Annotated in this window: 17 protein-coding genes; 7 read left to right on the forward strand and 10 right to left on the reverse strand. The window is 56.0% G+C overall.

From position 1 onward, the window contains the following. Positions 1-6: 6 nt before the first annotated feature. Genes LOH54_RS07020 through LOH54_RS07045 form a run of 6 tightly spaced genes read right to left on the reverse strand, consistent with a single transcriptional unit; the run spans position 7 to position 4036 of the window. Positions 7-789, reverse strand: coding sequence for an energy-coupling factor ABC transporter ATP-binding protein (locus tag LOH54_RS07020; protein WP_231018125.1), 783 nt, complete (start codon positions 787-789; stop codon positions 7-9). Then, a complete protein-coding gene (locus LOH54_RS07025; RefSeq protein WP_231018126.1) occupies positions 782-1330 on the reverse strand; it encodes a hypothetical protein in 549 nt (182 codons plus the stop codon). The genes LOH54_RS07020 and LOH54_RS07025 overlap by 8 nt, the downstream gene beginning before the upstream one ends. Next, positions 1320-1967, reverse strand: coding sequence for an energy-coupling factor ABC transporter permease (locus LOH54_RS07030; RefSeq protein WP_231018127.1), 648 nt, complete (start codon positions 1965-1967; stop codon positions 1320-1322). The genes LOH54_RS07025 and LOH54_RS07030 overlap by 11 nt, the downstream gene beginning before the upstream one ends. Positions 1968-1977: 10 nt before the next feature. After that, positions 1978-2952: a transporter gene (locus LOH54_RS07035; RefSeq protein WP_231018128.1), complete on the reverse strand. Its 975-nt coding sequence runs from the start codon at positions 2950-2952 to the stop codon at positions 1978-1980. Next, the gene (locus LOH54_RS07040; RefSeq protein ID WP_231018129.1) at positions 2949-3368 is read right to left on the reverse strand and encodes a hypothetical protein; all 420 of its coding nucleotides are present in this window, start codon (positions 3366-3368) and stop codon (positions 2949-2951) included. Before LOH54_RS07040 ends, LOH54_RS07035 begins: the two co-directional genes overlap by 4 nt. Continuing rightward, complete coding sequence (locus LOH54_RS07045) at positions 3368-4036, reverse strand: DUF4198 domain-containing protein (RefSeq protein ID WP_231018130.1); 669 nt, start codon at positions 4034-4036, stop codon at positions 3368-3370. Before LOH54_RS07045 ends, LOH54_RS07040 begins: the two co-directional genes overlap by 1 nt. Before the next feature lie 226 nt (positions 4037-4262). Here LOH54_RS07045 and LOH54_RS07050 point away from each other — a divergent pair, with 226 nt between their 5' ends. Beyond that, the gene (locus LOH54_RS07050) at positions 4263-5606 is read left to right on the forward strand and encodes a DUF4139 domain-containing protein (RefSeq protein WP_231018131.1); all 1344 of its coding nucleotides are present in this window, start codon (positions 4263-4265) and stop codon (positions 5604-5606) included. Here LOH54_RS07050 and LOH54_RS07055 read toward each other — a convergent pair. After that, a complete protein-coding gene (locus LOH54_RS07055; RefSeq protein ID WP_231018132.1) occupies positions 5603-7141 on the reverse strand; it encodes a bifunctional aminoglycoside phosphotransferase/ATP-binding protein in 1539 nt (512 codons plus the stop codon). The genes LOH54_RS07050 and LOH54_RS07055 overlap by 4 nt on opposite strands. Before the next feature lie 6 nt (positions 7142-7147). Continuing rightward, positions 7148-7717, reverse strand: a complete 570-nt coding sequence (gene recR, locus LOH54_RS07060; RefSeq protein ID WP_231018133.1) for a recombination mediator RecR — start codon at positions 7715-7717, stop codon at positions 7148-7150. Between the two features lie 145 nt (positions 7718-7862). Between recR and LOH54_RS07065 the strand changes: the two genes are divergently transcribed. The 5 genes from LOH54_RS07065 (at position 7863) to LOH54_RS07085 (ending at position 11439) form a co-directional block, all read left to right on the forward strand. Further along, positions 7863-8534 (forward strand): class I SAM-dependent methyltransferase, encoded by a 672-nt coding sequence (locus tag LOH54_RS07065; protein WP_231018134.1) that lies wholly within the window; start codon positions 7863-7865, stop codon positions 8532-8534. Positions 8535-8681: 147 nt separating this feature from the next. Continuing rightward, positions 8682-8990: a hypothetical protein gene (locus LOH54_RS07070; protein ID WP_231018135.1), complete on the forward strand. Its 309-nt coding sequence runs from the start codon at positions 8682-8684 to the stop codon at positions 8988-8990. Positions 8991-9006: 16 nt separating this feature from the next. Continuing rightward, positions 9007-9495, forward strand: a complete 489-nt coding sequence (locus LOH54_RS07075) for a hypothetical protein (RefSeq protein ID WP_231018136.1) — start codon at positions 9007-9009, stop codon at positions 9493-9495. A gap of 93 nt (positions 9496-9588) precedes the next feature. Next, positions 9589-10773, forward strand: a complete 1185-nt coding sequence (locus LOH54_RS07080; RefSeq protein ID WP_231018137.1) for a hypothetical protein — start codon at positions 9589-9591, stop codon at positions 10771-10773. Positions 10774-10854: 81 nt separating this feature from the next. Beyond that, positions 10855-11439, forward strand: a complete 585-nt coding sequence (locus LOH54_RS07085; RefSeq protein WP_231018138.1) for a hypothetical protein — start codon at positions 10855-10857, stop codon at positions 11437-11439. Between the two features lie 12 nt (positions 11440-11451). Here LOH54_RS07085 and LOH54_RS07090 read toward each other — a convergent pair whose 3' ends face one another. After that, positions 11452-12381, reverse strand: coding sequence for a class I SAM-dependent methyltransferase (locus LOH54_RS07090; RefSeq protein ID WP_231018139.1), 930 nt, complete (start codon positions 12379-12381; stop codon positions 11452-11454). Between the two features lie 31 nt (positions 12382-12412). Continuing rightward, positions 12413-13510, reverse strand: a complete 1098-nt coding sequence (mltA, locus tag LOH54_RS07095) for a murein transglycosylase A (protein ID WP_231018140.1) — start codon at positions 13508-13510, stop codon at positions 12413-12415. A 96-nt stretch (positions 13511-13606) separates the two neighbouring features. On the opposite strand from mltA, the gene dnaJ reads away from it, so the two are divergent. Next, complete coding sequence (gene dnaJ / locus LOH54_RS07100) at positions 13607-14725, forward strand: molecular chaperone DnaJ (protein WP_231018141.1); 1119 nt, start codon at positions 13607-13609, stop codon at positions 14723-14725. Positions 14726-14747: the final 22 nt, after the last annotated feature.

The following is a 14747-nucleotide window of genomic DNA, read 5'->3' on the forward strand; positions in this document are numbered from 1 at the left end:
AATGGCCTATGCCCAGTCGTGCAGGTGCGCGTGGGTATGCTCCTTGCCACCGTGGGTGTGGCGGTGGCGGTGCAGCAGTCTCGCCTCGTCCAGGATCTCCAGGCGCTCGAACAGCGCTTCGACCGGACCGTCGTAGTGCAGGGTATGATCAGGCCCCAGTACCAGGGCCCTTGTCCCCAGTTCGCGGCCGAGGCTGAGATTGTGGGTGCAGAGCAGCGTCGTGATCTTCATCTCCTGCAGCAGCTCCACGAGCCACCCCGTCGTTGGCGGGTCCAGGTGCGCCGTCGGCTCGTCCATCATCAGGAACTTCGGCTCGACGGCCAGCAAAGAGGCCAGCAGCACCCGCTGCTTCTCGCCGCCGCTGAGCCGGTAGGGGGCGCGTTCCAGCAGCTTAGTCACCCCGAAGAGCTCCGCGAAGTGCCGGACCCTTTCATCGACGTCGTCGAAGCCGAAACTGCGTGGCCCGAAGGCGATCTCTTCGTAGACGCTGGTGTTAAAAAGCATGCTGTTTGGGTCCTGCATCTGCAGCACGTTCTCCCGCCTAAAAGCCGCCTTGTGCGTCTTGAGAAAACGCTTGTCCATCAAGGCACCGCCGTAGAGGATCTCGCCGCTTTTGGGATACTCCAGCCCGTTAAGGAGTTTGAGCAGCGTCGATTTCCCCGAACCGTTGATCCCGAAGAGCACGATCTTCTCTCCCTCTCCTATGGAGAATGAGACGTCGCGCAGGAGCGGGAACTTCTCTCCTTCGAAATCGGTCGCGTCGAAACAGACGTTACGGCACTCAATCATCCATCACCCCCCGCGAGCGCATTCCCATCGCATTCTCCTGCGACAGTGACAGCGTCTTGTACATGAAAAAATAGAGCTGGGCCAGCAGCGCGTGCAGCCTCGTGCCGCGCTGTCGTCCCGCGTGGCGGCTTCTTAACCCCTCGGAGAATGCCGCGTAACTGCGCATAAAGGCGATGACCTGCGACACACAGAGGGTATAGAGCAGCGAGAGCGTCTTTGAGAAGGAGAGCGCCCGGGCCATGTTGACGCGCGACACCAGTGTAAAGGTCATCAACGTCATCGCGAGGGCACGCAGGTTGATCAGCAGCAGTGCCGCCTCCGGGAGGCCGAAAAAATAGTGGGCCAAAAGATAGGTCAGCGTCACCGTTGCATTAAAGAGCAGCAGGGCCGCGACCGCCCGGCGCAGCAGCAGCCAGCGCCGCCGCCCGCCCAGCGCGACAAGCACGAGCACGACGGCGCCGACCACGCGGAGGTCATGGACATAGCCGAGCGCAACGATCCCGGCCAGGTACGCGAAGAGCCAGAGACGCTCACGCTGCATAAAATACCCCTTTGAAGTAGCGCTTCACGAAACGCACCATCATCACCGTCACGGCCCCCTCGGCGAGCCCCGCGATCAGATGCGGGATAACGATGCTCGGCAGCGTCACTTCCAGGCCGAAGGGGAAAAAGAGCGGTTTGCCCCAGGCATCATGGGCGATGAGAGGCTGGATGCCCAGCACCGCCGCGACGATCACCGCCGGTACGACGAGGCCTATCCAGCCTGCCGCAAAAAGGGCAATGGACTCCGAAACGCGTTTGAGGAAATGGTAGATGCCGTAGGCGGAGAGCGTACCGGCGAAGGCGATCGCGATGACGTGCACCCCGTAAGCGGTGATCCCCCCTTCTCCGAAAAGCAGCGCCTGCACCAGCAGCACCAGGGAGAGCGCGCCGAAGGCCGTCCAGGGTCCGAACAGCACCGCCATCAGCCCCACCCCGCCCAGGTGCACCGAAGTGCCGCCGGGCATAGGGATCGCAAAGAGCATCGCGACGAAACTGAAGGCGCTGATCGCCGCGACGCCGGCGATCCTGTCCGCATCCAGCTCGGCACGCTTCAGGGCCAGGATGATCAGCCCCGCTGCCACGGCCGTGGCGGGGAGGTAGGTGGCCGGGGAGAGAAATCCGTCGGGTATGTGCATCTATTTGCCTTTAAAAGAGGGTCGAGAACGTAAAGATGAAGCGGTAGCGCTCCTTGCCCTCGGAGCCCTGCTGAAGATCTTCTTCGTTCAGGTCGGTTGCCGTCGGCAGCTTCACGCCCATCGCGGCAGAGATCGTCTTGTAAGTCACGCGCAGGCTGGGCGTCGTGTAGAGGATAGACCCGCCCGTCGCTTCGGCGCCGACGCCGTCTTCCTCGTCGCGGCCGAGATAGAGATAGTTTGCCTCAAGAGACGCGTCGACCCGAAGGCGCGATTTCGGCACCTCGTAGACCCTTGCCGTCACCGCACCGTTGACGCGTATCTCGTCCCCGAACCGCAGCTTGGTTCCGTCATCATAAGTGTGTTCGAAAAAGGTATTGTACGAACAGTCGCCCACAAAGGTAAAGGCGTTGCCGAACCACTTGGTCATGCTGGCACCGACCATCAGCGAGGGTTCGCCAAAGCCTGTCTGCATGCCCGGGTCGATAAGCGCACCGCCGGCGTCCTTGCGTTCGGAATTGCCCGTCGGCAGGGTACCGTTGGCAAAAATTGTAAAGTGCCAATCCTCCATGTCGTCCAGGCTTTCATTTTTGCGCGCGAGTTTGAACCCCTCGTCGTAGACCAGGCCGAGAACGACCTGGAAATTGACGTCATGGAAGCCCGATACCATCGTCGAATCGTCCAGCGCCTTTGTATAGTAGGGCATAAAGACATAGGCGCTCAGGTAGGGGGTCGCCCCGTAGCCCAGACCGTAGAGCCAGTAGTCCGTCCGATCCATCTCGCCGTCCCTGGCACTCGTATAGGTTTTATACTTCGCGTGGTCGAGTTTCAGGTACCCCAGGAAGGAACCTTCGGGAAGGGTGGACGAGCTGGTCGTCTCCAGCGGCGCCCCCGGCCCGTCGACCCCTGTCAGGCTAATCGACGGTACGCCGTGATGCCCCCATGCCGCGGCACATGCCAATAATGAACCCCCCAATACCTTTTTCATTTACTCCTCCTTTTTTTATACAGATACAGCGTGCAGAACAGCGCAAAGATCAGCGCCAGCCCGACAAAGATCTTCTGAAACTTCTCGTACAGCGGCTGCGCATACCCGCTGAGCGCCAGATGCTCATCGACGGTGATCTCCACCGCCGCGCCGTGCCCGTCCTCGCCGAAGGCTTTCAGGGTCCATACCCCCTGCTTCGTCGGCCGGAAACAGAGCGAGGAGGATTTATCGGTCCGCCCGACCTGGTAGGGGATCGTCTCCCCCGGGGCGTAGAGTTCATACGCCTGGTAGGAGAAGTCGCTCTGATCGGCGTAGGCAAAGGAGACGGCGATGCACTCCGAGTGAAACACCCGGTGCACAAGGTCGTGGGCGCCAAGTAACGACACAAGGGCAAACAGAGCGAGGAACACACGCATCATTTCACCTCCAGGTTCAGCGTCGCGTTGTAAAGGCGCTCGGCGACGGGTGCGTTTGTCAGCGGCTGCCGCAGGGTGGCCCGAATCTGCTGCAGTCCCGCATGGCGGATACGGACGTTGATGCGTCCCGCTTCATCCGTCGTGCCGACGACCCGCCCCTCGTAGGCGACGACCGCGCCGGCTTTCGGCGCGCCGTCATAGGTCGCAAGTACGCGCATCTTGTCTCCCGCTTCCAGGCCGGAGGGGTCCCGGCTGAAACTGAGCTCGAACCCTTTGCCCAGGGGTGCGAAATCTGACAGCCTGTTCAGGCGCTTGACGCTCTCGATGCTCTCCCAGCTCCCTATCACCATCGCCGGGTTCGCCTCTGAGGCCGCGACGATGCCGTAGGGGGTTTTGGCGTAGTCGCCCAGGTGCAATATCACCATCATGGTGTCGCAGGCCGCACCAACGCGCTCGGAGACCCCGAACGCCCCTTTCACTTCGTCCACGCCGCCGCTCTGGCGGCAGTAGCGTTCCGAGGGGTACTGCTTCACTGCTTCGTCCTTGTGCATATGCTCCGATGCGGCTGCGCCCAGGTGACCGCGCTGCAGCTCCCCCGACGCGTCAATCCAGTACTCGTGCGCCGCGAGCGTTGCCGCCATCGCCAACAGAAGAAAAAGTCTATGCATGCATGCCTCCCGATCAGCCCATGCTGATTAAAATGAATCATTATTCACTTGCATCTTAAAGAAGGATCACTAAAGCCGCACTAAACGAAATCATTTCTTATATCGTTTTGGGACCAAAAAAGATGAAATATGCTTTTTTCCGCCGCCGTCTCCTCCCCTGAGACGGTACGTTACAAAAAACTGATACACTGACAGCAGAAAATCCACCCCTTACCAAGGAGCCGCCATGCACCCGACCCGTCCGCTTTTTCTGACGCTGCTCGCCTCCCCCCTCCTCCTCGCCGCCACCCTGTCGCCCGCTTCGACGGAGACGGCCCTCGTCATCTACAACGCCGGCATCGGGCTGGTGCATGAGAAACGGCAGCTCACCGTCGAGAAGGGAAAACAGAGCGTCGTCTACCCCGGCGTCGCGACGACCGTGCAGACCGACGCCGTCAGCGTGAAGCTGCCCTCTGGCGTAACGCTCTACTCGCAGCAGTACCGCTTCGACAAGATCACTCTCGCCAAGATCATCGAGGCGAACATCGGCAAGCGCGTGCGCTTCAAAACCGGCGACGCCGAGCATCCGGGCATCGGCGGCGGAACGCTTCTGGCGGCGTCGCCCGCCGTCGTGCGGACCGACCGCGGCATCGAGAGCGGGATCAAAAACGAGGATTTCATCTTCGACGCCATCCCAGACACACTGATCATGAAGCCCTCCCTCGTCTGGAACGTCGAGGCCTCCAAGCGGGTCCGGGGGGAGATGGCGCTGGACTACCTCATAGGCAGCATCCGGTGGAAAAGCGACTATACCCTCACCATGGACGGCGACAAAGGGGACCTGACGGGATGGATCACCGTCGACAACCGCTCGGGCAAACGTTTCGAGAACACGAAGCTGCACCTGCTCGCGGGGGAGATCAACAGGCCTGCCCAGCCGCGTCTCTACGTCGGCAAGGTGATGATGGAGGCCGCGGCGGCGCCAGTGGCGGAGCAGGCCGTCGAGGGGTACCACCTCTACAGCGTCCCCTTCGAGGTCACCCTCGCCGACAATGAAAAGACGCAAATACGCTTTATCGACCGGCCGTCGCATGCGCTAAAGAGGCGCTACGAGGTGACCATGCCCGCGCCCCTGCAAAGCGGCGCGGAGCTCAAACGCCCCGTCAGCCAGTTCGTCGACCTCGAAGGCTTCGACATCCCGCTGCCCGCGGGCACGGTGCGCACCTACACCGAAACGGACGGGACGACCATCCTGCTGGGCGAGAGCGCGCTGGACAACACCCCCAAAGACGAGATGGTCACCCTGCGCCTGGGGACGAACTTCGACCTCGTCGCCAAGAGCACGCTGGAGACGCGCCAGGACGAGGGGTCCTACTGGAACGTGAAAGTTGCCTACCGCCTCTCCAACCGCTCCGACAGCGCCAAAGATGTCGACGTCCTCGTCCCCGGCGTCTCCTCGGACGGCAAAGCCACCATCAAAAGCACGCTCTCCTACGAACGCCGCGACGGCTACACCATCCGCTTCTCCCCGACGCTGAAGGCGGGTGAGACCAAAACGTGGCAGGTCTCCTACCGCATCCCAAAACCCTAGCTTTTCTGCGTTCCAATAAACGCCGCCAGCGCCTTTACCGGCAGCGGCACGTCGCACTGCAGCACAAAATGGTGCGCCTGCTCCGATTCTAAAAGCGGCTTGACCCTGCTCTGCTGCATGGCGAGGACCGCTTCGTCCGCTTCGGAGACGTCGTCGCCCTTCTCGCCGCGCAGCCGTATGCGGCGCAGAAGCTCCGCTTCACCGCACTCAATGTCCAAAATCACATAGGGAACGCCCCGACGCGCGGCCAGCGCCGCGAAGGGCTCCCGTTGCTGCGCAGAGAGGAAAGTCGCATCGGCGACGGCGCTGCAGCCTGCTTTCAGCACTGTTTCGGCCAGCGTTTCGAGCCTGCCGTAGGTCGCCGCCGTCGCCGCCGCCGTATAGATGTCCACTTCATCCCCTTCACTGCGGAAAAGGCGCATCCGCTCAATGTCCGAACGCAGCCGCAGCGCCCCGAACGCCTCGACGGCTTCCAGGGCCAGGGTGCTCTTGCCCGATGCCGAGACGCCGTGCATGATCATCAGAAAAGGCTCGCCCCTCTCCCCGTAACTTTTTGCCAGCGCAATGTAAGCCCGTACTTCGTCGACGACGCTTTCGCGCTCCTCCTCCGCAATCTCCTGCGCGGCGTGGAGCGCGAGCACCTTGGCCCGCACCATGGCCCGGTAGGTCTTGTAAAAGGGAAGCAGCGCTACGGCGGCGTAGTCGCCCGTATGTTCAAGGTAGCGGTTGAGGATGCGGCGGCTTTGGCATGAGAGTCCCCTGTACTCCAGATCCATCAGCAAAAAGGCGAGGTCGCTGATGACGTCGATGTGGTTGAGATAGGGGTTGAACTCGATGGCGTCGAAGAGCATGGGCCTGCCCTCGAAGAGCGCCATGTTGTGCAGGTGCATGTCGCCGTGGACTTCGCGCACGAAGCCGTCATCGCGTCGCTGCTGCAGCAACGGGGTCAGGCGTGCATGCTCCACCCGCGTCCACTGCTCCAGCGCCGCGACCTCCGCGGCCAGGTCGCCGTCGCGGTGCAGGGAGGCCATGAGGTCGAAGTTCTCCTGCATCGGCATGATGACCCTCGCGGGCGTACCGTAGTCGCTCTCGGCGTCGACGATGGGCGCGCCGTCGTGCATGGCGGCGGCCGTGTCGGCGACGGCGTCGCACTCTTCGTCTGTCAAACCTCTCGCAGCGGCGATGTTGTCGAGCTGCGCCCCGGCATCAAAGCGGCGCATCTTCACGGCGTACTCGATGGCCGCGCCCTCCCCGTCCAGTTCCGGCGACTCGATGCTGCCCGTCACGGCGACGACCCCCAGGTAGAGCAGCGGCGCGTAACGGCCGTTGATGCGCACCTCTTCCTGGCAGAATCGCTTGCGCCGCTCCAGGGTAGAGTAGTCCAGGAAGCCGAAGTCGACGGGTTTTTTCAACTTGTAAACGACGTCTTTGGCGATGATGACGCTGGAGATGTGGGTCTGGATAAGGGAGGATTCCGGCTGCCCCAGCGTCTGCAGCAGGTTGCGCACCAGCCGGTCGTGGTCGCGCTCGGTCATTTTTGCCTAGACCTTGACGCGGTCTTCGAGGGCCCGGGCGAGGGAGAGCATGTCGATGTTCTCCAGGCTCACGCCCGTCGGGACCCCCTGGGCGATCCGGGTGAACCGCACGTCCATCCCCTGCAGCTTGTCCTCGATGTAGAGGATGACGGCGTCAGTGGCGATGGAGGGCGTCAGCGCAAAGATGATCTCCTCGACGCCGCTGCCCGCCGTGGCGCGCAGGTGGTCGATGTCGAGGCGATCGAGTGCGTCGAGGACGTAGTAGCGGCCGCCGAAAAGCCCGTTCTCCTCAATGGTAAGGATGTCCTTCGCGTTCTCGACGATGCACAGCAGCGATACGTCGCGCCCCTCGTCGGAGCAGACGCCGCAGAGTTCGTCCTCGCTCATCCCCCCGCAGGAGCGGCACTTTTTGATGCTGCCGACGGCATCCTCGATGGCGTGGGCAATCTTCATCGCCCCGAAGCTGTCGTGCATCAGCATGTGGTAGGCCAGGCGCGTCGCCGACTTCTGCCCGACGGTGGGGAGCTCCTGCAGGGCGTCGACAAGGCGCGTAAACTTCTCAAGGCTGTGTTTCATAGCGCTATTTTAGCGTAAAGCCGCCCCGGTGAGGCGCTGCCGCCTGAAAGATTTTTCAGCAATTTCGCCGGGAACGGCGATGATAGAAAACCTTTACCTGTTCCGGTCTAGAATAAAAGATTACGGCATTAGAAGGAGCAGCGTCATGGCAGAGTTTGACCCCGAAGCGTACAGGCAGATGGTCCGTTCCTACCAGGAGCGCGAGGACCCGCTGGGGTGGTTCGACAGCATCTACAGCAGCGCCAACGGCGACCACACCGCCGTCTTCTGGGCCGACCTCGCCCCCAACCCCTACCTGACCGGCTGGCTCAAAGCTCACCCCCTCGACAAAGGAGAGAAGAAAAAAGCCATCGCTGTGGGCTGCGGGGTCGGTGACGATGCCGAGGAGCTCTCCGCCTTCGGCTACGACGTCACCGCCTTCGACATCGCCCCCAGCGCCATCGCGCTCTGCAAGAACCGCTATCCCGACAGCAAAGTAGAGTACCTCATCGCCGACCTTTTCGACTACCCCGAAGCGTGGCGTGGGGCCTACGACGTCGTCTACGAGTGCAACACCATCCAGGTGCTCCCGGGCAAGTACCGCATCATGGCCCGCGACGCCATGGTATCACTCCTCACCCCCGGCGGCACCATCCTCGTCTCATGCCGCAGCCGCCTGGCCGGGGAGCAAACTGACGCCATCCCCCTCCCCCTCGACCGCGACGAGATCGGCGGCTTCGTCCGTGCCGGCCTGAACGAAGAGAGCTTCGTCGCCTACGACGACGACCAGACTCCACCGGTGCCGCACTTCTTCGCAACTTACCGAAAGCCGCTATAGCCGCTTTAATATGACATATATTTTTTCAAACTCAAAGTATACATATATTTATGTTTAATTGTTTTTATTTGCAGCTTTTTATAATGATAAAAATTCTATAGTTTATAGCTACGTTTTGATTTAATATTTAAGTATTAAAGGAATTTCATGATGTATTTGTTCGTTTTTGGAACATGGATTATGCTTTTAGCTTGGTTAGCAATAGATCTTCATAAACGCGGACCATGGGCTTTATTTTTTGGAACTATTATATTGACTATGTATGGTGCCGTCCCTGCAATTGGATTAACAATGGATGGTGACACCTTAAACAATACAGCAATGAAGTATATAGGTCAGATGTTAATGGTATTCATTTCGGTCCTTGGAGGTGCTTTAATGAGTTTAGCTTTTACAGAATTAAGAAAGATGTCTATAGAAAAGCAAAAAGCAAAAGAAATTGCCAAAGAAAGATAATAGATAAGAGAAGTATATGAGAATAGAAACACCTTACACAAAGAACTCAGGACGCTTGGCTGATGTAATCGCAGCAATTCAAGTAATGGGTACTTATAAATTTTACAAGCTTGACTTTGCTACTTGGTCAGATCGCATCAGTGGGGATAAATCAAAAGGTGAATACTGGAAACATATCTTCGAACAACACCCTGAGTTTTTTCGACTCGATAATGGCCGAGGAAAAGCATCCCTTGTTTGGCGACGCAATTATCAAAAACTATATGATGTCGACAAAGAAGAAAAGATTACTCGGGAAGATTATAATGCTCTCACTCCTGATCAAAAAGAGCGAATTTCACGTATTCCTCTAACGAACTCCGATATTTCAACCTTAGTGAACACTGCCATTAATTTGCATTCTAGAGAGATCGAAAACAAAAAAGACTCCAGATGGTGGATATCGGGTGTAATTGGTTTGTTAGGTGTTGTACTGGGGGCAATCATTAAAGCGTATGCAGGTTAAAGCAGTTAACAACCCAGAGAAGAGCAATCAAAAATTCGTTAGTGGTTTTTTGATTGCTTATTTTAAACGTTAGGCAATAAAGGAAGTCATAAAATGAAAAGAACAATCTTTTATTCATGGCAGTCTGATTTACCTAATAATACAAATTGGTCATTTATTGAAACGTGCTTGTCTTCAGCTACTAAAGAACTCAAAAAAATTCAACCGGTGTCAATTGTGATTGATATTGACAGAGCAACAAGACAAGATACAGGATCTCCGGACATAACTGAATCAATATTTACGAAGATAACAAATAGCAGCGTCTTTGTTGCAGATGTATCTATAGTCAATGGAACGAGCAATGGAAGAAAAACACCTAACCCTAATGTATTAATTGAACTTGGATATGCCGCAAGAACTTTGGGGTGGGAAAAAATAATCTGTATTTGTAATACTGATTTTGGTGATTTAACCAATCTGCCTTTCGATTTGCGAAATCGTAGAATAATGACCTACAGCTTGAAAGACAAAAATAAATCCGATGTAAAAAGAGAAGTGTCTAATGGTATAAAAAAAGCAGTAATGGAAATGCATTCAAAAGGCATATTGACAGATAAAATCCTTGATTATTTAAAAAAAGAAATTGACCAAGAGATGCTAATATTAATAACACATCTGGTTCGATTCATAAACAAATCAAGTGAAAAAACCGACTTCCTTGAAGATGTAACGGCTTTTCTAAATTATGAAAAAAAAGACATCATTGAGATACTCAAAAATAAAAAGACTATCGGCTTCTACCTGCTAAAGAGTTTTCATGAGCATGAAAAAAAATTTAATACTTTTATAAATCAAGCAATGGGTTCACAATACTATAATCGTGAGATCCTAAATGCTTTAATCGATATTTACGAATGGTTCTCAGCATACAACGATATGCGTTCCAAATATTTTTCAAACCTCTTGATTAAACTCGAAAAAACCGAAGACAGACTGCATGTTATAAATAGCTCAGAAGTTACACATAATAGTCCATACTCAGATAGATATTTCCTCATGAAAAAAATCAACGAAAAAGAAAGTCAAGTTCATAATGTTGGAGATTTTTATCCCGGGAATGTCCCTGACTTGCTAAATTATTATGAATTTAATTCGGAATATCTTGATAAATATGCAGACACGATGACCCTTCTCTCTAAGAATTTCAATAATTGGCTTCAATTAACAAACAATGAATTTATTTTGGATTTTGTAAAAACCTTTAGAGTGAAACAGACTAATGGTGAGTGGCTATAAAGCCTCACCAATCAAAGGAGACCAAAAACCCCGAGCAGCGTTTGATTGCTCATTTTAAACGTTTCACACAAGGAGAACATATTGGAACTGGGCAAAGTCAAAATATCTAAAATGACTGGCAAGGAGTCCTTTCACATCGAAGGGAAAAGTCTCGATTTTGATTTACTATCCTTTTGGCAATGGTCAAGCTCTGAAATATTGGGAAATGCTCTTAGAGGTGTTTTAGCTGAATATATTGTTGCAAAAGATATTGACTGCCCCTATGAGATTCGAGAAGAATGGGATGCTTATGATCTATTAACACCGGAAGGTTGGAAAATTGAAGTCAAATCTGCAAGTTATATTCAAAGTTGGGAACAGTCCAAACTATCAACTATTTCTTTCGGAATCCAGCCAACAATAATTTGGGAAAATGACACCACAAGAAGTCAAACTCCTAAAAGACAAGCTGATGTATATGTCTTTTGTCTACTGGCACATAAAGACCAAAACTCTATTGACCCCCTGAACTTATCGCAATGGGAATTTTATGTACTTCCTACAAGTACACTCAATGAAAAAGTTGGCCATCAAAAGTCGATAACGTTATCTTCTCTCTTGAAACTCGAACCCAATAAATGTAGCTTTGGTAATATCAAAGACGCAATTAGAAATATACAGAGCTAATCCAAATACACTTTACGATTGGTGGGAAGACTCGAACGGTGTCGCACTAAGAAAAAGATAGGGCTTACCGGTAAGAGTCACCCGGAACTTCTTCTGTTGCAGGTACTTCTTGCAGAAATAGACGTCCTTGTAGAGCAACGACTGTTCCGAGAATGCGTAGTTGGGTGCTTTGGCACCGTAGATGAGCTCCCCGTCCATCCAGCGGCTGTTGGGAAAGCCGAGGATGACGCTGCCGCCAGGAGCAAGGTAGTTTTGTATCAAGGACATAAACAGCGGCTTGAACTCCACGCCGGGGCTTTGCAGGGTTCCTATGCTCATAATGAGGTCGAAACGGCCGAGATTGAGGCTGTCGAGGTCGTTGATATCATGGACGTGGAAGCTCACGTTGGACTCGGGAAATTTCGCCTGCGCTTCGGCGATGGCCGTCGCCGAGTGGTCCACTCCGACGAGTTCCATCTCACCAAAAGAGTCGCCGAGCATCCGGCGGATCAGCTCGAACTCTTCCCCGCTGTTGATGCCGAGGTTAAGCCCTCGCTTCCGCTGCCCCACTTTTACCCGCTCCAGTGAATGGCGGTAGGCCCAGAGAAAAGCCGGTTCCTCGTTCTTGTTGATGGCCGCAAAGGGCGAAGCCGAGCCGTACTTCTCCGTTCTCTCTTCCACCTCTTCCCGGTGGAAGGACGACGCCGTGTCCAGCTTCATAAAACGCAGGAGGACGGTACCGTTTTCGAGCCGTTCGGGGGTCATCATGCGGCAGAGCAGAAGCTCCGCGAGGTCGGTCCACGCCTTGTAGCCCCGGTAGAGGTACACCGCACTGTCAACGGTAATCGTCGCTCCGGCGTAGCTGCCCGCGCCCAGGTCGGGGTCGAGAACGGAAAACTCGACGATCTCCCCGGCACGCAGCTGTGCCACATGCGCTTCGAGCAGAGACAAAATCTCCACCATGGGTTCTACTGTAAACGTCAGCATCTGCTCCCTACTCCGCTTTCGGCACTAATAACCAAAGTCGCAGCGGCGACTTCATCCGCCCCGCTTCGGCCTCCGCGTGTTCGCCGTAGCCCCAAAAGAGGTCGGCGCGCACCTGCCCCTTGATGGCGCTGCCCGTGTCCTGTGCCATGGCCAGGAGCTGCAGCGGCTCGCCCCCAAGGGGTTCGACGGCGTCGACGTAAACGGGGTAGCCCAGAGGGATGCGCGTGCGGTCGACGGCGACGGAGTGCATCGGCGTCAGCTCCGCGCCGAGGGTTCCCGTCGCCCCCTGGGTACGCTGGCCGAAGAAGATGTAGCTGGGGTTCGATTCCAGAATGCGTTTCTTCTCTGCCGGGTGGCTGCGAAGGTAGGCGCGGATCGTCTGCAGAGAGATCTCGGCTTTGGGGATGAGCCCTTCCTCGACCATCAGCTTCCCGATGGAGTGGTAGGGGTGGCCGTTTCTATCGGTATGGCCGACGTAGCGGGTCGTGTTGTCATCGAGCAGGACCCGCCCGGAACCCTGGACATGGAGAAAGAAGCGGTCGATGTCGCTGCTGACATAGCACAAAGGCCGCGCGTCGATGTCCCCGGCGTTGATCTGCGCCCGTGAGGGATAAGGCACCACGCGGTTGTCCTGGAGCCTGCCGCGCAGGTAGCGGTGGGTCAGGTCGGGATAGAGCGAGGCGAGCTCGACGCGCAGCAGGTCCTTCGGCGGCGCGTACAGAGGATAGGGGTAAGCGGCGCTCTGATTCGCCGAGCCGTGCAGGAGCGGTTCATAGTAGCCCGTCATCAGCCCTTCCTCTTTCCCCTTTTCCGTCAGCATAAAGGGACGAAAGTTCGCTTCAAAGAAGGCTTTGGCGTCGGCGCTTTTTTCCGCCTCTTCGCAGAGCGTCTGCAATGCAGGCACCTTGTTCAGGCCGCACTGCTTTTTGAAAACGGCCAGCCCTGCCTCGGCTCTTTGCTCGTTCCACTGCGGCAGCGCGTCGAAGGGGACAAAGACGCCGCTGCTGTCCGCTTCACCGTTCAGATTCAGGTGTGTTTCTTTCTGCGCACAGCCGCCCAAAAAGATCAGAAAAACGAGGGTAAAAAGGGAATGAAAAATGTACAACTTTATATCACTTCACTCAAGATGGTATAATTCCGAAAATTTTTTCGGGGCACTTCATTGTGCCGATCAAAAAAAACAGTATAACAAGGGATTTGTATGGAAGAGATGAGCTATTACGAAATTTTGGAGATCAGCCAGAGCGCTGAAAAGACCGAGATCAAGAAAGCCTATCGCAAAATGGCCAAGAAGTACCATCCCGACGCCAACCCGGACGACCCGGAAGCGGAACACAAATTCAAGCTCTGCAACGAGGCCTACCAGGTCCTCAGCGACGACGAAAAACGGAGCATCTACGACCGCTATGGCAAACAGGGGCTCGAAGGCATGGCCGGCGGTGGTGCGCGCGGCGGCTTCGGCGGGTTTGAGGACCTGGGCGAGATCTTCGAAGAGATGTTCGGCGGCGGGCGCCGCTCGCGCCAGAACCCGGCGGACATGGACAAATACCCCCTCGACCTCGGCGTCGAGATCGTTCTCAGCTTCAAAGAGGCGGTCTTCGGCTGCGACAAAGAGATCAGCTTCAGCTACAAAAAGGCGTGTGCGATGTGCGACGGCACCGGCGCCAAAGATGGCAAGCTCGCCCCCTGCCAGCAGTGCGGCGGCAAGGGCCAGGTCTACGTGCGCCAGGGCTTCATGACCTTCTCCCAGACCTGTCCGGTCTGCCACGGCGCGGGCACGATGCCGGGCGAGCCCTGCTCCGAGTGCCACGGCGCGGGCTTTGAAGAGGTCGAAGAGACCATCACCATCAAGGTCCCCGCGGGCGTCGACAGCGACAACCGCCTGCGCGTCTCCGGCAAGGGCAACGTCGGCAAGCGCGGCAGCCGCGGCGACCTCTATGTCACCTTCCAGGTCGAGCACGACGAGACCTTCCAGCGCCACGGCAACGACGTCTACGTCGAAGTCCCGGTCTTCTTCACTCAGGCGATCCTCGGCGAGACTATTACCATCCCGTCGCTTACAGGCGAGATCGAGCTCAACCTCGACCAGGGAACCCGCGACAAGCAGCAGTACCGCTTCCGCGACGAGGGGATCGAAGACGTCCACGGCCACGGCAAGGGCAGCCTGATCGCCCAGGTCAAGCTCATCTACCCGAAAAAACTCAACGACGACCAGAAAGCCCTGCTCGAACAGCTCCAGGAGAGCTTCGGCATCGAATCGAAACCCCACGAAAGCGTCTTCGAGTCGGCCTTTGAAAAAGTAAAAGGGTGGTTTAAATAAGGGGCGGTAAAATACCTCTATA

Origin of the sequence: Sulfurimonas sp. HSL-3221, from assembly GCF_021044585.1 — a bacterium.
Classification (GTDB): domain Bacteria; phylum Campylobacterota; class Campylobacteria; order Campylobacterales; family Sulfurimonadaceae; genus Thiomicrolovo; species Thiomicrolovo sulfuroxydans.